The 20,543-nt window shown below is 64.7% G+C and carries 24 protein-coding genes; 6 read left to right on the forward strand and 18 right to left on the reverse strand.

Annotated features, from left to right (window positions below; all coding sequences use genetic code 11):
- Positions 1-3: 3 nt before the first annotated feature.
- Positions 4-966, reverse strand: a complete 963-nt coding sequence (locus tag AWB75_RS23475; RefSeq protein ID WP_061126497.1) for a sugar ABC transporter substrate-binding protein — start codon at positions 964-966, stop codon at positions 4-6.
- Between the two features lie 320 nt (positions 967-1,286).
- Positions 1,287-1,568 carry a hypothetical protein gene (locus AWB75_RS23480; RefSeq protein WP_061126444.1) on the reverse strand — a complete coding sequence of 94 codons (282 nt, stop codon included), beginning with the start codon at positions 1,566-1,568 and terminating at the stop codon, positions 1,287-1,289.
- Between AWB75_RS23480 and AWB75_RS37170 the strand changes: the two genes are divergently transcribed.
- The 4 genes from AWB75_RS37170 to AWB75_RS23500 all read left to right on the forward strand — a co-directional run bounded on the left by AWB75_RS37170 (position 1,567) and on the right by AWB75_RS23500 (position 3,855).
- Positions 1,567-1,752 (forward strand): hypothetical protein, encoded by a 186-nt coding sequence (locus AWB75_RS37170; protein WP_143746479.1) that lies wholly within the window; start codon positions 1,567-1,569, stop codon positions 1,750-1,752. The genes AWB75_RS23480 and AWB75_RS37170 overlap by 2 nt on opposite strands.
- A 72-nt stretch (positions 1,753-1,824) precedes the next feature.
- Positions 1,825-2,121, forward strand: coding sequence for a PsiF family protein (locus tag AWB75_RS23490; RefSeq protein WP_061126446.1), 297 nt, complete (start codon positions 1,825-1,827; stop codon positions 2,119-2,121).
- Positions 2,122-2,367: 246 nt separating this feature from the next.
- Complete coding sequence (locus tag AWB75_RS23495; protein WP_061126447.1) at positions 2,368-2,862, forward strand: hypothetical protein; 495 nt, start codon at positions 2,368-2,370, stop codon at positions 2,860-2,862.
- A gap of 402 nt (positions 2,863-3,264) precedes the next feature.
- On the forward strand, positions 3,265-3,855 hold the full coding sequence (locus tag AWB75_RS23500; RefSeq protein ID WP_061126498.1) for a BPSL1445 family SYLF domain-containing lipoprotein: 591 nt from the start codon (positions 3,265-3,267) through the stop codon (positions 3,853-3,855).
- A gap of 107 nt (positions 3,856-3,962) precedes the next feature.
- On the opposite strand, the gene AWB75_RS23505 is transcribed toward AWB75_RS23500, so the two are convergent.
- From AWB75_RS23505 to mltG, 9 genes are all read right to left on the reverse strand, one after another.
- Positions 3,963-5,033 (reverse strand): glycosyltransferase family 4 protein, encoded by a 1,071-nt coding sequence (locus AWB75_RS23505; protein WP_061126448.1) that lies wholly within the window; start codon positions 5,031-5,033, stop codon positions 3,963-3,965.
- 263 nt (positions 5,034-5,296) lie between these two features.
- Positions 5,297-6,682, reverse strand: a complete 1,386-nt coding sequence (otsA, locus tag AWB75_RS23510) for an alpha,alpha-trehalose-phosphate synthase (UDP-forming) (protein WP_061126449.1) — start codon at positions 6,680-6,682, stop codon at positions 5,297-5,299.
- A gap of 78 nt (positions 6,683-6,760) precedes the next feature.
- Positions 6,761-7,984, reverse strand: a complete 1,224-nt coding sequence (locus AWB75_RS23515; RefSeq protein WP_061126450.1) for a mechanosensitive ion channel family protein — start codon at positions 7,982-7,984, stop codon at positions 6,761-6,763.
- Between the two features lie 193 nt (positions 7,985-8,177).
- Positions 8,178-8,534, reverse strand: coding sequence for a Rap1a/Tai family immunity protein (locus AWB75_RS23520; protein ID WP_061126451.1), 357 nt, complete (start codon positions 8,532-8,534; stop codon positions 8,178-8,180).
- 104 nt (positions 8,535-8,638) lie between these two features.
- Positions 8,639-9,406, reverse strand: a complete 768-nt coding sequence (locus AWB75_RS23525) for an ankyrin repeat domain-containing protein (RefSeq protein ID WP_061126452.1) — start codon at positions 9,404-9,406, stop codon at positions 8,639-8,641.
- Positions 9,407-9,485: 79 nt separating this feature from the next.
- Entirely contained in the window at positions 9,486-10,271 is a 786-nt protein-coding gene (locus tag AWB75_RS23530) for a TatD family hydrolase (RefSeq protein ID WP_061126453.1), read from the reverse strand.
- A gap of 32 nt (positions 10,272-10,303) precedes the next feature.
- Positions 10,304-11,344, reverse strand: a complete 1,041-nt coding sequence (locus AWB75_RS23535; protein ID WP_061126454.1) for a DNA polymerase III subunit delta' — start codon at positions 11,342-11,344, stop codon at positions 10,304-10,306.
- Between the two features lie 20 nt (positions 11,345-11,364).
- Positions 11,365-11,985 (reverse strand): dTMP kinase, encoded by a 621-nt coding sequence (gene tmk, locus AWB75_RS23540; RefSeq protein ID WP_061126455.1) that lies wholly within the window; start codon positions 11,983-11,985, stop codon positions 11,365-11,367.
- Entirely contained in the window at positions 11,986-12,996 is a 1,011-nt protein-coding gene (gene mltG / locus AWB75_RS23545; RefSeq protein ID WP_061126456.1) for an endolytic transglycosylase MltG, read from the reverse strand. It abuts the gene before it with no gap.
- A 127-nt stretch (positions 12,997-13,123) separates the two neighbouring features.
- Between mltG and ygfZ the strand changes: the two genes are divergently transcribed.
- Both ygfZ and AWB75_RS23555 read left to right on the forward strand, forming a co-directional pair.
- Positions 13,124-14,110 (forward strand): CAF17-like 4Fe-4S cluster assembly/insertion protein YgfZ, encoded by a 987-nt coding sequence (ygfZ, locus tag AWB75_RS23550; protein WP_061126457.1) that lies wholly within the window; start codon positions 13,124-13,126, stop codon positions 14,108-14,110.
- Between the two features lie 12 nt (positions 14,111-14,122).
- The gene (locus AWB75_RS23555) at positions 14,123-14,941 is read left to right on the forward strand and encodes an NRDE family protein (RefSeq protein WP_061126458.1); all 819 of its coding nucleotides are present in this window, start codon (positions 14,123-14,125) and stop codon (positions 14,939-14,941) included.
- A 4-nt stretch (positions 14,942-14,945) separates the two neighbouring features.
- Here AWB75_RS23555 and AWB75_RS23560 read toward each other — a convergent pair whose 3' ends face one another.
- From AWB75_RS23560 to pncA, 7 genes are all read right to left on the reverse strand, one after another.
- A complete protein-coding gene (locus AWB75_RS23560) occupies positions 14,946-15,905 on the reverse strand; it encodes an alpha/beta hydrolase (protein ID WP_061126459.1) in 960 nt (319 codons plus the stop codon).
- A gap of 60 nt (positions 15,906-15,965) precedes the next feature.
- On the reverse strand, positions 15,966-16,826 hold the full coding sequence (locus tag AWB75_RS23565) for an SDR family oxidoreductase (RefSeq protein WP_061126460.1): 861 nt from the start codon (positions 16,824-16,826) through the stop codon (positions 15,966-15,968).
- 16 nt (positions 16,827-16,842) lie between these two features.
- Complete coding sequence (locus AWB75_RS23570; protein ID WP_061126461.1) at positions 16,843-17,847, reverse strand: NADP-dependent oxidoreductase; 1,005 nt, start codon at positions 17,845-17,847, stop codon at positions 16,843-16,845.
- A 29-nt stretch (positions 17,848-17,876) separates the two neighbouring features.
- Entirely contained in the window at positions 17,877-18,356 is a 480-nt protein-coding gene (locus AWB75_RS23575) for a PaaI family thioesterase (RefSeq protein ID WP_061126499.1), read from the reverse strand.
- A 5-nt stretch (positions 18,357-18,361) separates the two neighbouring features.
- Positions 18,362-18,664 carry a Dabb family protein gene (locus AWB75_RS23580; RefSeq protein WP_061126462.1) on the reverse strand — a complete coding sequence of 101 codons (303 nt, stop codon included), beginning with the start codon at positions 18,662-18,664 and terminating at the stop codon, positions 18,362-18,364.
- 61 nt (positions 18,665-18,725) lie between these two features.
- Positions 18,726-19,904, reverse strand: a complete 1,179-nt coding sequence (locus AWB75_RS23585; RefSeq protein ID WP_061126463.1) for an acetyl-CoA C-acyltransferase — start codon at positions 19,902-19,904, stop codon at positions 18,726-18,728.
- Entirely contained in the window at positions 19,901-20,542 is a 642-nt protein-coding gene (gene pncA, locus AWB75_RS23590; protein ID WP_061126464.1) for a bifunctional nicotinamidase/pyrazinamidase, read from the reverse strand. The genes AWB75_RS23585 and pncA overlap by 4 nt, the downstream gene beginning before the upstream one ends.
- Position 20,543: the final 1 nt, after the last annotated feature.

Consider the following 20,543-nt stretch of genomic DNA (forward strand, 5'->3'; position numbering starts at 1 on the left):
CGCTTACTTGGTCACGAGATCGACAGGCGTTTCGACCACCTGCGACAGCTCCGACTGCTTCTTGTGGCCCGCGATCGCCTTCAGCGCCACGTCGATGCCGAACACCGCCTGCTTCGCCGCGTACTGGTCGGCGGTTGCGAGCACGCGGCCGTCCTTGAGCATCGGCTTGATCGCGCCGATGTTGTCGAAGCCGACGACCTGCACCTTGCCCTGTTTGCCGGCCGCGCGAATCGCCGACACGGCGCCGATCGCCATGTTGTCGTTGTCGGCGAGGAGCGCCTTCACGTTCGGATTCGCGTTCAGGATCTGCGACGCGACCGCGTTGCCCTTGTCGATTTCCCATTCGCCGGACTGCAGCGCGACGACCTTCATGCCGGCGGCGTCCATCGCTTCCTTGAAGCCCGCGCTGCGCGCCTGCGAGTTCGTGGTGGTCGTCACGCCTTCGATGATCGCGACTTCATCGCCTTTCTTCAGACGCGGCGCGAGATAGTCGCCCACCTTGCGCGCGCCCTTCTTGTTGTCCGGTCCGACGAACGGCACGTTCAGATCCTTGGACTTGAGCACGTCGGTATCGAGCCGGTTGTCGATGTTCACGACGATGATGCCCGCGTCCGCCGCCTTCTTGATCACCGGCACGAGCGCCTTGGAATCCGCCGGCGCGATGATGAGCGCGTCGACCTTCGAGACGATCATCTGCTCGACGATGCGGATCTGCGCGGCCGTATCGGTCTCGTCCTTGATGCCGTTGGTGATCAGGTCGAACTGGCTGGCGTTGTGCGACTGATACTCCTTCGCGCCGTTTTCCATCGTCAGGAAGAACTCGTTGGCAAGCGACTTCATGACGAGCGCGACTTTCGGCTTGGCCGGCGTTTGCGCGAAAGCGGATGACGACGCGAGCGGCAGTGCGGCGCAAGCGGCGAGCGCGACGGCGGCCGAAAGGACGCGTCGGCGAATGGTTCGATTCATGCGGATCTCCGATGCTTTGTTCTGGTTTGTGTGGTCTTGCGAGATGCAGCGAACGCGAGCAACGCGTGTCGATTCGCGCCGGGCGCTCGAGGGAAGCGAAAAGCCCACGCCTGTCACGCCGCACGCCTTCGCCTGGTCACGCGCCATAAGCCTTCGATCGCCCTTTCGGGCGCGATTTGAACGTTTGCCCGCCGTCGATTCTCAATGGAGCGGCGCGCAAGGTCAATCGGGCTAACGTGTACGCCAAATGCCAAATCGCCGCCGGACGGGCATGCGACGGCATCAAGTCATTGGGACGCAGCGCAAAGTGTCTGCCGGAATCAGAGGTCTTCGACCGACTGCCCTTCCACCTTGTTGTCGATGATGTCGCGCGCGTAGTCGATGCCCGCGCGCGTCGCATCGATCGGGCTTTCGAACGGTTCCTGATCGGGCACGCCGAACATGACGGGGCGGCCGCTCTCGCCATGCGCGCTTCTCACGATGGTCACCACGATGTCGAAGTGGCGCGGACCGTCGTCCGGCTCGTCGCGCTCCTTCGCGCGCCGCAATGCCTGCACCCTGATTTCGAAGCCTTTGTAATGGTCGGACAGCGGCGTAGACATGAACCGTCTCCTTTGCGTTGGACCTGCACCGCACGATCATACGTCGGCGGCCTGCATCGTGCGGATCGCCTCGCACGGCGAAATCGCCACGAACACCGGCGATGAAAGCTTGTTGCAAGCAGCATTCCCGCCGCCTCCCGATTTCACCCTACGCCGCACACCGTTCATGTTGGGTTTGCCATAATGCGCGGGCGGCATGCCGCAGCGGACACGCGCCGTCGAAAAAACAACCGCCATTCAAATCAGGGAGCGTCACATGACCATTCGAGCCACCGCCCTCATCGCCGTGCTGAGCCTGTCGCTCGGCGCGAATGCAGCCTTCGCCGCGAACAGCCAGCAAAGCAAGATGACCGACTGCAACAAGCAGGCGGGCGACAAGAAAGGCGACGATCGCAAGGCGTTCATGAAAAGCTGTCTGTCCGCCGCGCCCGCCGCCGCTTCCGCGCCGATGACGCAGCAGCAGAAGATGACCGCGTGCAACCAGCAGGCGACCGACAAGAAAGGCGACGACCGCAAGGCGTTCATGAAGAGCTGTCTCAGCAACAAGGGCTGATTGCTTATCGCACCGGCGCGTTCCAGCCGTCACGCCGCGCCGTCGCGCGCGGCGTTCCTGTCGTAGTGTCCCTGTCGTATTTACGCTGTCTGCCGGTGTTTATTGCACCGCACCCAAGCAATTGATTCGCACCGTCGTCTTTTTCTCATAAGATGGCGCGAAGGCGGCCCCTCATCAATACAAGTCAATTCGCCATCGGCCGCCGTTGTTTCGAGCGAGGCTATACGCCGCGCATGGAGGCAGTGGATGGCATGGAGACATAAAAACCGCTGGTTCAGGCGGTGGCTGATGATCATCACGTTCTGGTTCGTGCCGGTGCTGATCGTTGCAGTGAACGAAGTACGCGAGGAGATGGCATACAACAAGGTCGATCTCCAGAAGTCGCTCTCCACGTGGGACCTGACCGACGGGCAACGCGCGGCCGGCGCCGCCGCGCGCTGCCACGGCGCGCCCGACGAAGCAAGCGCCTCCGGCTGCCCCGCTGATGTCCTCGCGGCCAACGCCACGAAGCATCAGGAAGCGCTCGATGAATACGCCCATCGCAAGGCGACGCTCGCGGATTACCTGTGGCATGCGTTCGTTGGCTACTGGGTCGTGCCCGCCGCATTCCTGCTCGTGCTCGGCATGCTGATCGGCGGCGTCAGGCGCGCGCTGCGGCGCTCGCCGGTCGCGCCGTCCTCCGCGCCGTCCTCCGCGCCGTCGTCTCCTCCCACGAAAGTAAAAACGACGACTCATTCGTGAGCGATGGCCGGGTACGGTCGTTGCTACTTGCAGTTGCGGCTTTTGCGAAACGTTCGACCTCGACGTTACGAAAATTGTGCTTCCCTACCGGTCACGCTTCGGACGAAAACGCCGATTCCGTTCCGGTTTGGCGAAGCTTCGTCTACCCTGATAGGGGAGATGAGGCCTGGGTCGAAAGTTTTGTGTAATTTACCGTCTCACCTCGGGGTGATGGGGCCAGGTTCGGAGTAAGCTAGGACAGACTTTGATCCCACCCGAAATGTTGCAGAGCCTGAAAACTCAAGCGTGACAAGGCTTCGGGCGTCAGGGCGTGGCTCGCGTTTAACGTTGCTGTGCTATAACTTTGCGTGCCTCACCCTCCCGCTCTATGGGGTTTCCTAAATTCCACGATGGAGAACAATGATGCAAAGACGAAACTTCATGCTCAAGTCAACCGCCGTTCTGGCGCTGGGAGGCCTCGCGCTTGCCGGCTGCACGGCAAACAAGAACACCGGCGCCGAAGCAGCCGCCGGCGCGGCCGATGACCGCCGCGCCATCGACGCCGACGTCGACAGCACCATCCAGCGTCTCTACGCCACCGTGGGCGGCTCGCGCGAGCTGGTCGCGAAATCGCGCGGCGTGCTGGTGTTCCCGTCGGTCATCCAGGCAGGTTTCATCGTCGGTGCGCAGTACGGCAAGGGCGCGCTGCGTGTCGGCGGCAGCACCGTCGGCTATTACAGCACCACCTCCGGCTCGTTCGGCCTGCAGGCGGGCGCGCAGTCGAAGTCGCTGATCTTCCTGTTCATGACGCAAGACGCGCTCGACAAATTCCGCAATTCCGACGGCTGGTCGGCAGGCGCCGATGCATCGGTGGCGCTCGTGAAGATGGGCGCGAACGGCGTGATCGACACGACCACGGCGACGAAGCCAGTCGAAGCCATCGTGCTGACCAACGCCGGTCTCATGGCCGACGTCTCGTTGCAAGGCACGAAGGTATCGCGCATCAAGTACTGAGAGCGCGTCCTTCGATTCCGCGGCAACGCGGCGGCAACGCATGACCGCCGTGTGACGCGACCTTCGGGTCGCGTCACACGGCGGTTTTTTTCTGGTTTTTCGCGAGCTCAGGTCGACGTTGCGCGATCGATCACCTTGAAGCGCGCACGCTTTTGCGCGCGCACCACGGCCTGATACGCCTCGAGATACTGGCGCGCCATGCGATGCGACGTGAAGCGCTCCTCGAAGCGCTTCCTCACGCGCTCACGGGGCAGCGTGTGCAGACGATTCACGGCGGCCACCGCGCCGATCTCATCCTCGACGATGAAGCCCGACACGCCCTCATCCACCACTTCCGGCACCGAGCCGCGATTGAATGCGATGACGGGCGTGCCGCACGCCATCGCTTCGATCATCACGAGGCCGAAGGGCTCCGGCCAGTCGATCGGGAAAATGAGCGCATGCGCGCCTGACAGAAACTCGGCCTTCTGGCTGTCGTTGATCTCACCGACATAGTCGACATACGGCAACTCGAGCAACGGCGCGATCTCGCGCTCGAAGTATTCGTGATCGGCGAAATCGACCTTGGCCGCGATCTTGATCGGCAGGCCGCAGCGGCCCGCGATGCGAATCGCCGTATCCACACGTTTTTCCGGCGAGATGCGCCCCAGGAACGCGAGATACTTCGGCTCCACCGGCTGCGGCGTGTAAAGCGTCTCCGGCAGGCCGTGATAGACCGTGCTGACCCACTTCGCCTGCGGCAACGGATGCCGTTGCGAATCCGAAATCGAAACGACGGGCGCGGTGTTGAAGGTATCGAAGACCGGTTGCTGTTCGGGAAGATCGAGGCGTCCGTGCATCGTCGTGATGAACGGCGTGTCCTGGCGCTTGAAGAGCGAGAACGAGTAGTAGTCCATGTGGAAATGCAGGACGTCGAACTCCTCCGCGCGGCGCCGCACGAGCTCCATCAGCAGCATGTGCGGGGCGATGCGGTCGCGGATCGCCGGGTCGAGGCGCAGCGCGCGCGGCCAGACGGCTTCCAGGTTGGCGCTGGTTTGTGAATCGCCGGTCGCGAAGAGCGTGACCTCATGCCCGAGCTCGACGAGCGCTTCGGTGAGGTACGACACGACGCGCTCGGTGCCGCCATAGAGCTTCGGCGGCACCGATTCCGTCAGCGGAGCAATCTGGGCAATTCTCATCGTTCTCGTCTCCTTGCGAATATTGACGTGCGCCGCGGCGCAGCATCCGAGTATGACAGCGGGCCGTAAGGTCGGCCAACGAGGTTTGCCCTTACGCGTTATTCCCTCTCGCGCTCGCCGCCAATGGCTGCCGTGCGCCGCGAAATCGCCGCGAACTCGTCAGCGCGGTGAGCGGATTATCGAGTACCTGCGCAGCCGATCCAGCGGCTTTTTGCACTTCCATCGCTCTGTTACAAAGGCGAAACATTCGTTTCGCGAGACGGTTACGCTTCGGAATCGCCGCGCAGATCGGCGAGAAAGTTGTCGCGCCACACGCCCAGGTCGTGCTTGCGCAGCGCGATCATGTTGGTCTCGTGGCGCTGCTTGCGCTCGGCGAGCGGCATCGCGAGCGCGCGACCGATCGCCTCGCTGGTGCCGACGATATCGTGAGGATTGACCATCACCGCGCCGGTCATTTCGTCGGCGGCGCCCGCGAACTGCGAGAGCACGAGAACACCGGGATCGCCCGGATTCTGCGCGGCGACATATTCCTTCGCGACGAGATTCATGCCGTCGCGCAACGGCGTGACGAGGCCGATCTGCGATTCGCGAAAGAGCGACATCAGCTTCCATCGGTCGTAACGCTGATTGAGATAGCGAATCGGCGTGTAATCCAGCCCCGAGTAGCGCCCGTTGATGCGCCCGGCCTCGTACTCCAGGTTCTGCCGAATCTGCTGATAGGTTTCGACATCCGAACGCGTCGGCGGCGCAATCTGCACGAGCGTGACGTTGCCGCGCCACTCCGGCGACTTCTCCAGAAAATGCTCGAACGCGCGGAAGCGCTCGACGAGCCCCTTCGAATAATCGAGCCGGTCCACGCTCATGATGAGCTTGCGCCCCTCCAGGCTCTGCTTCAGATCCATCACGTCCTGACGCGCTTCGCCGCGCTCGGCCTGCTCGGCGATCTCGTCCGGAAACACGCCGATGCGGTACACGTTGGTCCTGAGCTTTCTGCCGAAGGCTTCGACGTGGCCGTCGGGCGTCGCGGTGCCGTGCGCGTGGCGGATGATGTAATCGTGAAACGCGACGCGGTCGCTTTCCGTCTGAAATCCCACGACGTCGTAGCAGCACAGCGACTTGACCAGTTCCTCGTGCGGCGGAATGTTCAAGAGAATTTGCGGCGACGGAAACGGAATGTGCAGAAAAAACCCGATGCGATTCGTAATGCCCGCGCCACGCAATGCCTCGGCGAACGGAATCATGTGATAGTCGTGCACCCAGATGATGTCGCCGGGTTCGAGCAGCTTGATGAGCTTGTGGGCGAGCCACGCGTTGACGCGCCGGTAGCCGGCGTATTCGTCGCGATCGTAGACGGCGAGATCGTTGCGATAGTGAAAGACCGGCCACAGCATCGCGTTGGAGAAGCCGCGGTAATACTGGTCGTAATCCTTCTTCGGCAGGCCGACGGTCGCGAAGGTCACGGCGCCGTCCTGTTCGAGCTTGGGCCCCTGATTCGCGACGGTCTCGCTGACAACATCCCCGCTCCAGCCGAACCAGACACCGCCGCTGTCCTTCAGCGCGCCGAAGACGCCGACGGCGAGCCCGCCCGCGGAGCCCTTGGTTTCGGTCGGCGTGGCGACCCGGTTGGATACGACGACGAGACGGCTCATGGGGGTTCCTCTTCCTCTTCGAACACTACGCTTTAAGAATAATCCGCAAATTTTCGACCTGAAACCTCCTCGCGGGTTTCACGTTCTTCCGGTCGACGCCGCCGCATGCGCGCGCGGGTCCGGGCCGCCCGGCTCGCCGCGGCTCGCGACGGGATCGGCGGGCGTGTTCGCCGTGCTTCCGGGTTGCGATGTGACCGCGCGTTCGAGCGGCGGCGCGAAATCGACGTGGCTGTCCTTGCCGGTCGACAAATCCGCGCGAGCACGCGGCAGGAAATGCGGATACGCGGCCTGCACGAAATTCACGAGCCCTTCGCGCACACGGCAGCGCAAATCCCAGTTGAGCGCCGAATCGAATGAGCTGACGAGCACTCGAAGCTGCACGGCGCGATCGGTGGCGTCAGTGACTTGCAGCACCTGCACGCGGCCGTCCCATTCAGGCGCGTGCGCGAGAATGCGCTCCAGTTCTTCGCGCAGCGGCGCAACCGGCATGCGGTAATCGACATACAGAAACACCGTGCCGATGATCTGCGAGCTGTTGCGCGTCCAGTTGGTGAACGGATTTTCGATGAACCACTGCAACGGCACGATGAGCCGCCGCTGATCCCAGATGCGGATCGACACATACGTGCCCGTGATTTCCTCGACGCGCCCCCATTCGCCCTGAATGACGACGACATCGTCGAGGCGAATCGGCTGCGACAGCGCGATCTGCAAACCAGCGATCAGATTGCCGAGCACCGGCCGCGCCGCGATACCGGCGACCAGTCCCGCGACGCCCGCCGAAGCCAGCAGGCTCGCGCCGATCTGCCGCACGCTCGGAAATGCCATCAGCGCCCCGCCGAAACCGATGATGACGATCACGACCATCACCGAGCGCGCGAGCACGCGCGCCTGCGTGTGAATGCGGCGCGCGTTGAGATTGTCGTCGGTGTCGAGCGGATGCGACTGAACGATCGCCTCGCCCACCGCGCCCGCCGAGCGCACCGCGAGGAACGTGAGCGCGCCGATCAGCGCGACGGTTTCGACATCGCGCAGCACGCTGATGAACGGGAGCGCATCGGGCGCCTCGAAGATCATGAAGCCGATTCCGAGGATGACGAGCAGGACGAGCGCGGGCGTGTCGATGTACCGCAGCACGACGCTCATCAGCGGATACGGCCGCGCGATGCGCGTCAGGATGCGCGAGCCGATGCGATGCACGCCGAGCGCGACCGCCACCGCGATGATCGCGACGACGAACGCGCCGGGCCAGGTGCCGAGCGGCCGTTCTGCCAGGGCCAGGACATGATCGAGTGAAAGCATGAGCGTCGCGGGATCGGCCTCGTGAAGGAATGCAGCGTCGAGGTGGATACGGCGGTCGCATCGCGCGGATGCGGATGCAGCCAGCGCTGCGGCGATGGCCGTCCGGGCGCGGCAATCGTCATCTTTGTGTCAGCCAGGCGTGACGCCAGGACGCGCGGCGGCGCCCCGAGGCAATGACGCGCTCAGCGCGCGTTCAGCGCTCCGCCTTGCAGGGAAACGCCTTGCCGAGGCCGAGCGAGACCATCGTGGTCGCGTTGAAATCGGCCTTGTCGGGATTATTGGCGATGTACTTGCGCACCGCGTCCGTGAGCTGCTGCGGCTTCACGTCCGCGGGCAGGCAGAAGTACTGGCCGATCTGCGGCCCGGAGGTTCCGCCGATCGCCTCGATCGTATTGTAGATGCCGTCCGCCGCGCCTTCGATATAGGCCGCGCAGGCGGTCCGTGAGTTCGGGTCCGTTTTGGTGCAGAGCTTGTTCAGGTCGTTGCCGGTGAACGCAAACGCGCACAGGGGCGTCGCGAGAGCACAGGCGATGACGAATTCCCGCAGCATGATCTTCCTTTTATGTTGAGCGGCGGCTTAATTTGAGCGCACGCGGGCGGAACGAACAGCGGCCGCGCCTGACCGCCCTCGCCGCGCCTCAAAATCGCGCTGCGCTATTTTGCACCGTTTGAGCCGCTTTGCGGTGCGCTGCCGCCGCTCGGCATCGAATCCAGACGCGCCTGCAGACCTTCGGCGACGTCTCTCGCTTCGTACTTGCGGGCGAAATCCACCGCCGTCATGCCGAGCTGATTCTTCACGCGCAGATCCGCGCCTTCGTCGAGCAGCAGCTTGCAGGTCGAAAGATGGTTGCCGCGCGCGGCCATCATCAGCGGCGTGGTGCCGTTCGGCGAGCCCGCGTCGATGTAGGCCGAATGGTCGACCAGAATCTTCACGATATCGTCATGGCCGTTGGTCGCCGCGTAGTGCAGCGGCGTCCAGCCCTTCTTGTTCACTTCGGCATCCTTCGCGATCAGCAGATTCACGAACGTGGCGTCGCCGTTGAGCGCGGCGAGCATCATCGCGTTTTCGCCGGCGGCATCGGTCTTTTCCAGATCGATCTTCGGATTGTCGGCGAGCAGTTGACCGACCTTGTCGGACTTCTCGCGCGCCGCGATCACGATGATCGGCGTGCCGGTGTTGTCGACGGTATTCGGGTCCGCGCCCTGCGCGAGCTGCTTCTTGACCGCCGATATGTCGTCGAACTTGACGGCCTTGATGAGCGAGTCCACGGACGCCGCCCAGACCGGCTGCGCGATCGCGCACGCCGCGAGCAGCGCGCCGGCGACAAGGCCGCGCACGGCCTTACGTGCAGGACGCGAAGGAAAGACATCGCGCGCATGTGAAACGTTTGGCGCGCTCGCCACGGACAGAGTGGAAACCATCGGGGAATTGTTCATAAGTGACCTTCGGATTGCCTTGAAACAGTTTTCTCGTGAGCGGGCCGACCGCCCGGGACGAACATCACGCCGGCCGCGCGATCTTGAAGAGCCGGAAAAAATTCTCGGTGGTCGCCTCGGCGACAGCTTCTTCCGGCTCTTCGCGCAACTGCGCGATGAAACGTCCGACATAGCTGACGTAAGCAGGTTCATTCGGCTTGCCGCGATACGGCACCGGCGCGAGATAGGGCGAATCGGTTTCGATTAGCAGCCGCTCGATCGGCACGCGGCACGCGACCTCGTGCACATCCTTCGCATTCTTGAACGTGACGATGCCCGACAGCGAGATATGGAAATTCTGAGCGAGCGCCTTCTCCGCGACGTCCCACGGCTCGGTGAAGCAGTGCATCACGCCGCCCGGCACGCCCGCGCGCTCCTCCTCCATGATGCGCAGCGTGTCTTCCGACGACGAGCGCGTGTGGACGATGAGCGGCTTGCCAGCGATATGCGCGGCGCGTATGTGCGTGCGAAAGCGTTCGCGTTGCCATTCCATGTCGGCGATGCTGCGCCCTTCCAGACGATAGTAGTCGAGCCCGGTTTCGCCGATCGCGCACACCTTCGGATGCTTCGCCAGCTCGACGAGTTCCGCGACGCTCGGCTCGCGCATGTCCTCGTGATCCGGATGCACGCCGACTGACGCATACACGTTCTCGTGCTTTTCCGCGATCTGGAGCACCGAGGGCAGCGTTTCCAGGTCGACGGACACGCACAGCGCATGCGTGACCGCGTGCGCGCGCATCTTGTCGAGCACGTCGGGCAAACGGTCGGCGAGCCCTTCGAAGTTGATGTGACAGTGTGAATCGACGAACATCCGGTGCTCCTTAATGCATGTCTTGCGGTACGTCAGGCGGCGCAATAGATCCCGCGGTAGCCGATGAACAGTTCCTCGAACACGAGGCGCGCATTCAGCGGATGGTTTTCCACCGCGCGCTGCCGCGTGACCGCTTTCATGTAGCGCGCGAGCGCCGCGGGGTCCGCGCTCTGCGCGCAACGGGTGAGCGCCTTCGCCGCGCCGGGAAAGTAACGCGGACGGCCCGCCGTGCGCTGCGCGAGCACATCGTAGAGCCAGCGCTGCAGCCAGCCGAGCACGAGCGGCACCGGCAGTTTCTGGAGATTTTCGCCGCACGCGAAGGCGTCGCAGTTCGGCCCGGCGGCGAGTTGCGCGAGCGTGAAATCGCGCAGCGCGCGGTTCTCGTCGTTCGCCAGCGCGAGTGCAGCAAGCGGCGCGCCGCCCGCCTGCGCGAGCAGGCCCGCCGGATCGTCGACACCTTGCGACGCCAGCCACGCGCTCGCGTCTTTCGGCTGCGGCACGCTCATCGGCCATTGACGGCAGCGGCTGATGATCGTCGGCAACAGCCGGTCGACGCGCGCCGACACCAGCAGGAACACGACGCCCGCGGGCGGCTCCTCGAGCGTCTTGAGAAGCGCATTGGCCGCCGCGACGTTGAGCGCCTCCGCCGGATACAGCAGCACGACGCGCATCCCGCCGCGATGCGAGCCGACGCCGCAGAAATCGAGCAGCCCGCGCACCTGCTCGATCTTGATTTCCTTGCTGGGCGCGCGGGTTTTCTTGCCCTCGTCGCCGTCGGCTTTTTCCGAGGATGAGTCGGCGTCAGCGCCAGCGGCGGCGAGGCCGGCGAGCGCTTCGGGCAGCACGGCGCGGTAATCGGGATGATTGCCCTGCGAAAACCACAGGCACGCCGCACAGGCGCCGCACGGCTCGCCATTGGCGGCGGGCGTCTCGCACAGCAGCCCCTGCGCCAGATGCTGCGCGAACTGCAGCTTGCCGATGCCGGCTTCTCCGTGCAGCAACAGCGCATGCGGCCAATGCGCGCGCAATTGCTGGAGACGCTGCCAATCGTCGGTTTGCCAGGAATAGATCATCGATTCGTTTCTATTTGAAATCAGAGGCTTGCGACCAGTTCCGCAAGTTTTTTGCGGATATCGTCGATGGGCCTTGTCGAATCGACGATGAAAAAACGCTGCGGCGATTCCTCGGCGCGGCGCAAATATTCGCTGCGCGTGCGCTCGAAAAACGCTTCCGATTCGCTTTCGAACTTGTCCGGTGCGCGCGCGGCCGAACGGCGTTCGCTCGCGGTGTCGGGCGGCACGTCGAACAGCACGGTGAGATCCGGCTGGAAACCGCCCTGCACCCAGCGCTCCAGCGCTTCCAGCTTATCGCGCGGCAGGCCGCGCCCGCCGCCCTGATACGCGAAAGTCGCGTCCGTGAAACGATCCGACAGCACCCAGTCGCCGCGCGAAAGCGCCGGTTCGATCACCTGCGCCAGATGCTCGCGGCGCGCGGCGAACATCAGCAGCGCTTCGGTTTCGAGATCCATCGGCTGATTCAGCAGGATGCCGCGCAGCGTCTCGCCGAGCGGCGTGCCGCCCGGTTCGCGCGTCGTCACGACATCATGCCCGGCCGGTTCGAGCTTCGCCGCGAGTTGCTGGCGGAACCAGTCCAGATGCGTGGTCTTGCCCGCGCCGTCGATGCCTTCGAACGTGATGAACTTGCCGCGCGCCATTCATTGACCCCGGATGTATTTGTCGACGGCCTTGTTGTGGTCGCCCAGATTGTCGGAAAAGATGCTGCTGCCGTCGCCGCGCGACACGAAATACAGCGCGCTGCTCGCGGCCGGATTGAGCGTGGCGTTCAATGCGGCCACGCCGGGCAGCGCGATCGGCGTCGGCGGCAGGCCCATGCGCGTGTAGGTATTGTACGGAGTGTCCGTCTGCAGGTCCTTTTTCTTCAGGCGCCCGCCATAGGCCGGGCCGAGCCCGTAGATCACGGTCGGGTCGGTCTGAAGCGGCATGCCGATGCGCAGCCGGTTCGCGAACACCGCCGCGACGAGCGGCCGGTCCTGCGGACGCCCCGTCTCCTTCTCGACGATCGACGCCATGATGAGCGCCTCATACGGCGTCTTGTAAGGCAGATTCTGCGCGCGCGTGTTCCACGCTTCGGTGAGCCGCGCCTGCATCAGCCGGTACGCACGCTTGTAGACGGCGAGATCGCTCGTGCCTTTGTCGAAGAGATAGGTGTCGGGAAAAAACAGGCCCTCGGCCGATGCCTTCTCCACTTCCGCCGCGCCGATCGCGCGCATCAGGTCGATGTCGGTCATGCCCACGGTGTCGTGTTTGAGCGCGGGATTGCCGTCGAGCTCGCTGCGCATTTTCTGCAGCGTCCAGCCTTCGATGACGGTCGCGACGTATTCGTTCACGTCGCCGCGCGCGATTTTTTGCAGCACTTCGTAAGGCGTGACGCCGCCCTTGAAAGCATAGTTGCCCGACTTCAACTGGGCGGAGAGGCCGAGCACGCGCGTCATCAGCACGAAAAGCTCCGGCTCGACGGGCACGCCGCCGCGGTTCAACTGGGCGCTCACGCTGCGCAGGCTGCTGTGCGGCTTGATGGTGACGTCGAGTTCGGGCGCCGGCAATTGCATCGGGCGGTTGGCCCACCACCAGACGCCGCCCGCGACGGCCGCCGCGAGCATCGCGGCGAGCACCGCCGCCACGACGCATTTCTTCAGAAAGGACATGCGAAACACGCTTGAGATAAGACCAATATAATAACTTGCCGCCCGCCCCAGAACCGCATTCGCCGGCCCGGGCCCAAACGACAGCATCGACAGCCGGATTGAAACCGGATTGACAACCGCCCACCTCATGAATTCCCAGACTACCGCCCTCGCCGCCTCCGACTTCGAATCCGTCAAGACCGCCGGCGCGTACATGCCGCTCACCCAGTTCGGCGTGATCGACGTGAGGGGCGAGGACGCCGCCGCCTTCCTGCACACGCAAATCACGAACGATGTCCAGCACCTCGACGCGTCGACGGCGCGTCTCGCGGGCTACTGTTCGCCGAAGGGCCGGCTGCTCGGCTCGTTCCTCATGTGGCGCACCGCCGACACCGTGCGTCTTCTGATCGCGCAGGACGTGCAGGCCGCCGTGCAAAAGCGTCTGTCGATGTTCGTGCTGCGCTCGAAGGCGAAGTTGAGCGACGCGACACCCGACGTCGCCGCTGTCGGCTTCGCGGGCGATGTGCGGGCGGCGCTGTCCGGCATTTTCGATGCGCTGCCCGACGGCGTGCACGTGAAAGTCGAAGGCCCGCACGGCGCGCTGATCCGCGTGCCGGATGCGGCGCATCGGCCGCGCTTCCTGTGGGTCGGCCCGAAAGCCGATGTGGAAACGCAGCTCGCGAAGCTCGAAGGCAAGCTCGCGCGTGTACCCGAGGCGATGTGGGACTGGCTCGACATTCACGCCGGCGAGCCGCGCATCACGCATGCAACGGTCGAGCAGTTCGTTCCGCAAATGGTGAACTTCGACGTGCTCGGCGCCGTGAACTTCAAGAAGGGCTGCTACCCGGGTCAGGAGATCGTCGCGCGCAGCCAGTATCGCGGCACGATCAAGCGGCGCACGGCGCTCGCGCATGCCGATTGCGCGACGGCCGGCGCCGAGCTCTTCCATTCCGACGATCCCGGCCAGCCGTGCGGGCTCGTCGTCAACGTGGCGCCGGGCGAAGGCGGCGGGGTGGACTGTCTCGTGGAGGTCAAGCTCGCGGCGCTCGACAACGGCACGGTGCACGTCGGTTCCGCCGAGGGTCCCGCGCTCACCTTCGTGCCGCTGCCCTACGCTTTCCCCGCGGACGCTTGAGGATTTGCGCGCATGTGCCTGATCGTCTTCGACTGGCAGCCCGCGGCTTCGCAAGAGAACGGCCGCGCATTGCTGACCCTTTCGGCCAATCGCGACGAATTCTTTCGCCGCGATGCCGAGCCGATGCACTGGTGGACCGATGCGCCGGGCGTCCTCGCGGGCCGCGATCTGACGGGCGGCGGAACGTGGCTCGGCGTCTCACGCGATGGCCGCTTTGCGGCGCTGACGAACTATCGCGCGCCGAGCGAGATGCGTCCGAATGCGCCGACGCGCGGCACGCTCGTGAGCGCGTTTCTCGCGGGCGAACGCGTTGCGCCGATGGACTACCTGCGAGGCGTGGCGCGCGAAGGTCATCGTTATAACGGGTTCAATCTGCTGTGCGGAGATTTCACGCGGCGCGAGCTCGGCTGGTACGGCAATCGCGCCGATGCGCCGCCCGTTCTGCTCGATGCGGGCGTGCATGGCTTGTCCAACAGCTTGCTGAATACGCCGTGGCCGAAGCTCGTCGCGCAGCGCGAGGCGTTGTGCGATCTGATTCACGCCGATGAGCGGCCGTCGCTCGATGTGCTCATCGAAACGTTGCGCGATCCGCACATCGCGAACGACGAGCATCTTCCTTCGACGGGCATTTCGATCGAGCGGGAACGCGTGCTGTCGGCGGCGTTCATCGAGACGCCCGAATACGGGACGCGCAGCACGACGGCTTTGCGCGTGATGCTGGCAGCGGGCGGCTTGTCGCTCGAGATCAAGGAACGCAGCGACGACGACGGTTCGCATCGCATCGTGCGGCCGGGGGCGTTCGAGCGGGCGTTCGGGTTTGAGATCGGCTGATTCGCTACGCCGTCTCAAACGCCTTCCGCAACGCCCCGACCGCATCGGCGTGCGCCTGCGCCACTTCCGGCACGAACCCGCCCATCTTGAAGAACTCGTGAATCATGCCTTCGTAGCGCATGAGCGTGACTGGCACGCCCGCCTTCTCGAGCACTGAAGCAAACGCGATGTCTTCGTCGAATAGCGGATCGTGGTCCGCCGCCGCGATCCACGCGGGCGCCACGTTCGCGAAGTCGGGCACCCCGCCTGCCGCATCGAGCGGTGCGAAGCGCCAGTCGTCGCGATCGCGGTCGTCGCGCAGATATTGCGCGAAGAACCATTGAATCGTCTCGCCGGAAAGCAGATATCCGTCGGCGAGCCGCGCATGCGATGCGCTCTTCTGCCATGCGCTCGTGCCCGGATAGATCAGCAGTTGCAGCCGCAAGCCGATACCCGCGTCGCGCGCGAGCACCGCGCACACGATCGCGAGCGTGCCGCCCGCGCTGTCGCCGCCGATGGCGAGCCGCGCCGGATCGATGCCTAGCGTCAGCGCTTCGCGCGCGAGCCAGACGAGCGCGTCGAACGCATCGTGGACCGCGACGGGAAACTTGTGCTCCGGCGCCAGCCGATAATCCACCGATACGACCGCGCAGCCCGCATCGTGCGCAAGCTTTCGGCACAGCGCGTCATGCGTCGATACGCTGCCGACCGTGAAGCCGCCGCCGTGAAAATAGAGAAGCCCCGCGGAAGGCTCGGCCCAGCCCGGCTCGACCGGATGGTAGATGCGCACGCCGATCGTTTCACCATCGCGCGTGGGGATGCGCAGGTCTTCGACGCTGAACATCGGCAGCGGCGCGATATCGAGAATCTGCGCGCTCATCGCATACGCGGCGCGCGCCTGTTGCGGCGTGAGCGTGTGATACGGCGGGCGATTGGCGCGCGCGACCATCTCCAGAATTTGCGCGATCTTCGGATTGAGCGGCATCGGCGGGAATAAGCGTCAAAAGGGTCACGATGATGCCACGAACCGCGCCACGTCAGCCCGTCAGCCCTGACGTTTCAGCGACATCGGATCGGTCGGCGTGCGCAGTTGCGCGATGTCGTCGAGCCGCAGTTGAACCGACGGCATGATGTGCGGATGCGTGATGACATAGAAGCGTCCTTCGCGCACCGCGTCGAATGTGGCTCCGGCGATGTCACGCGCCGAGCGCTTGCCGCCTTCCACCGCTCGCGTCAGTTGCCGCGCCGCGAGCTTTTGCGAGGCGGTGTAAGGCGCCGCGTTGGCGAGCGCCTCGGGCCGCGAGCGTTCGGCGTCCGCAATGCCCGTCGGCACGAACGCGGGGCACAGCAGCGACACGCCGATGAGCGACGCGCCCGCGAGCCGCAAGTCGTGATGAAGCGTTTCGGTCATCGCGACGACCGCATGCTTCGACGCGTTGTAGACGCCCATCGCGGGCGCCGCGAGCAGGCCCGCCACCGACGCCGTATTGACGATATGCGCCGGCTCCTTCTGCTCGAGCATGATCGGCACGAATGCGCGCAATCCGTTCGCGACGCCCATCACGTTCACGCCGAACACCCATTGCCAGTCGTTCGCGCTGTTTTCCCAGACGAAGCCGCCCGCGCCTACGCCCGCGTTGTTGAAGAGCAGATGCACGCCGCCGAACGCATCGAGCGTGGCGCGCGCGAGCGCTTCGACCTGCGCGCTATCGGACACGTCCGTCGTGACGCCGATCGCATCGCCGCCCGTCGCGCGCACCGCTTCGACGGTTGCGGCGAGTGCGGCGGTGTCGAGATCGGCGAGCGCGAGCTTCATGCCGAGCGCCGCGCCCTCTTTCGCGAACTCGCGCCCGAACCCGCTACCCGCGCCCGTGATGACGGCGACCTTGCCTTCGAAGCGTTCCACGTTCGGTCCTCGTGATTCAAACGAGCTTCACGAGCTGCTTGCCGAAGTTCTTCCCGCGCAACAGGCCGAGAAACGCTTCGGGCGCATTTTCGAGCCCTTCCGTGATGCTCTCGCGAAAATGCAGCTTCTTCGTCGCGATGCGTTCGCCGAGCTCCTTCAGCGCCTGCGGCCAGATATCGAGATGCTCGTAGACGATGAAGCCCTGCAGCTTGAGGCGCTGCGTCAGGATGAGCCGGGGCGCGTCCATCGGCAGGGGCTTGCCGTTGTAGCCGGAGATCATGCCGCACACCGCGACGCGCCCGAACGCGTTCATGCGCGCGAGCACGGCATTGAGCACTTCGCCGCCGACGTTCTCGAAATAGCCGTCGACGCCATCGGGTGTCGCGGCTTTCAGATCCTCGTAGAGCTTGCCCGCCTTGTAGTCGACGCACGCATCGAAGCCGAGCGTCTCGACGACATAGCGGCACTTTTCCGCGCCGCCCGCGATGCCCACCGCGCGGCAGCCGGCCGCCTTCGCCAGTTGCCCGACGACGCTGCCCACCGCGCCGCTCGCCGCCGACACGACGACCGTCTCGCCTGCCTTCGGCTCGATGATGCCGTTCAGCCCGTACCACGCCGTGACGCCCGGCATGCCGACCGCGCCGAGATACGCGGAAAGCGGCACGCGCGACGTATCGACCTTGTTCAGCCCCTTGCCATCGGAGGTGCCGTATTCCTGCCAGCCGGACATGCCGACGACGTGGTCGCCGGTCTTGAACGCCGCATTGCGCGACTCGCTCACGACGCCCGCGGTGCCGCCGATCATTACCTGATCGAGCGGCTGCGGCGCGGCGTACGATTTCGCGTCGTCCATGCGCCCGCGCATGTACGGATCGAGCGACAGATAGTGATTGCGCACGCGCACTTCGCCGTCCTGAAGCGGCGCGAGCGGCGTTTCGACGAGCTTGAAATTCGACACCGACGCCTCGCCTTGCGGCCGCGAGACGAGCAAAATCTGACGGTTGATCTGTGCGTCTGCCATGCGGATTCTCCTTGGAGACAATGCGAAAATCAGGCGTCGCTCGGTCCGGGCTTCGCCTTCGGATCGGAACGCATCTTCTGTTTGACGATGTCGCGCCCGACCGCGAGCCGCTTCATGTACTTGAACGTGCCGAGCGCCTTCGCGACGAAATGGCCTTCGCTGTCGCGGATCTCGCCTTCGCAGTAGGCCATCGTGGTCGAGCGATGCAGCACGCGGCCGTAACCGCGCAGCTCGCCTCGCCCCGGCTGCATGAAGTTCACTTTCATCTCGACGGTGACGACGCCGATGCCATCGCCCGCGATACTGCGCGCCGCGACCGCGAGCGCGCTGTCGAGCAGCGTCATCGTGACGCCGCCGTGCGCGATGCCCCACGTGTTCATGTGCTCGTCCCGAAGCGGCATGCGCACTTCGCTTTCACCGTCATTCGCCTTGACGATCTCGACGCCGAGCGCGTCGATGAACGGGCTTTCGAGGGACACGCCGCCTGCTGATGATTCGGAAGAGGACATCGCGCTCACACTTCGTAATCGACGCACTGACGTTCTTCGCGGATCGCCGCGACGAAGTCCTTCAGCGCCTGATGTTTCGGATGGACCTGATACGCTTCGAGCGCGGCTTTGTCGTCGAAATCGGAGACGAGCACGACGTCATACGTGCAGTCGAAACCCGGTTGCGCGGTGCCGACTTCGAAATGCCCCTGACCCTTCACGATGCTGCGGCAGGTTTCGAGCTTCGCCTTCAGCTTCTGCGCGTTTTCCGCGCGGCTCGCGCCCCCGGCGTTTTCCTTCAGCTTCCACATGACGATGTGACGTAGCACGGCGACTCCTTCATTTGCGATGAATCCCGAAGGTTAGCAAAAATCATCGAGCAGCAAATGCTCACACGACTTCGAACAACCCCGCCGCGCCCTGCCCGCCGCCGATGCACATCGTCACCACGACGAACTTCGCGCCGCGCCGCTTGCCTTCGATGAGCGCGTGTCCGGTGAGGCGCGCGCCCGACACGCCGTACGGATGCCCGACCGCGATCGCGCCGCCGTTCACGTTCAGGCGCTCGTCGGGAATGCCCAGCTTGTCGCGGCAATAGAGCACCTGCACGGCGAAGGCCTCGTTCAGCTCCCACAGGTCGATATCGTCGACGTTGAGGCCCGCGCGCCGCAACAGCTTTGGCACCGCGAACACCGGACCGATGCCCATTTCATCCGGCTGGCAGCCGGCGACCGCGAAGCCGCGGAAGATGCCGAGCGGCTGCAGGCCTTCCTTCTCGGCGAGCGTCGCGTTCATCACGACGCACGCCGACGCGCCATCGGAGAACTGGCTCGCGTTGCCCGCCGTGACGACGCCGCCCGGCAGCGCAGTGCGAATCTTCGACACGCCTTCGAGCGTCGTGTCGGCGCGGATGCCTTCGTCGGCGGTGAGCGTGACTTCCTGCGTGAACATGCGTCCCGTCGACTTGTCGGCGAGACCGGCCAGCACGGTGATCGGCACGATTTCATCGTCGAACTTGCCCGCGGCCTGCGCTGCCGCCGCACGCTGCTGCGAGCGCACGCCGTAGGCGTCCTGCCGTTCTTTCGTTATCTCGTAGCGCCGCGCGACGTTCTCCGCGGTCTGCAGCATAGACCAGTAGATCGAGGGCTTGTGCTGGTTCAGCCAGCTTTCGGCGAGCATGTGGCGATTCATCTCGTTCTGCACGCACGAGATCGATTCGACGCCGCCCGCGACGAAGACATCGCCCTCGCCCGTCATCACGCGCTGCGCCGCGAGCGCGATCGTCTGCAAACCCGACGAGCAGAAGCGGTTCACCGTCATGCCGGGCACGGAGACGGGCAGGCCGGCGCGCAACGCGATCTGCCGCGCGATGTTCATGCCCGTCGCGCCTTCCGGATTCGCGCAGCCCATGATGACATCCTCGATGCGCGCCGGATCGAGCCCCGCGCGCTCGACGACAGCCTTCGTCACGTGGCCGCCGAGCGTCGCGCCGTGCGTCATGTTCAGCGCGCCGCGCCAGGATTTGGCGAGCGCGGTGCGCGCCGTCGATACGATGACTGCATCGGTCATGTCGTCTCCCTTTCCTTCAATATGTCTTCCGACCTCACGCGCTTCACGCCCGCGGCCTGCATGTCTCGCCACGCCTGATCGAGCGAGCCGTTCAGGTCGATCGCGCGGCACGCGTCTTCGATCACGTTGACCTCGAAACCCGCGGCGCGCGCATCGAGCGCGGACCACGCGACGCAATAGTCGGTCGCGAGTCCCGCGAGCCAGACACGCGTTGCGCCGACATCGCGCAGATACCCTCCGAGGCCGGTCGGCGTCACGCGATCGGCTTCGAGAAACGCCGAATAGCTGTCGACACGCTCGTGATGCCCCTTGCGCACGACGAGCCGCGCATGCGGCACATGCAGCTTGCGATGCAGCGCCGAGCCTTCGGTGTCCTGCACGCAATGCACCGGCCACAGCACCTGTTCGCCGTAAGGCAGCGTCATCGTCTCGAAGGGCTTGCGGCCTGCGTGATTCGCGGCGAACGACACATGCGAGCGCGGATGCCAGTCCTGCGTCAGCACGACATGCGAGAACGCGCGCGCCAGGCGATTGATGACAGGCACGATCTCATTGCCACGCGCGACGGCGAGCGCTCCGCCCGGCATGAAATCGTTCTGCACATCGACGACGAGGAGTACATCTTCGACAGGTTTCATC

It is taken from the genome of Caballeronia catudaia, from assembly GCF_001544755.2.
Lineage (GTDB): Bacteria > Pseudomonadota > Gammaproteobacteria > Burkholderiales > Burkholderiaceae > Caballeronia > Caballeronia catudaia.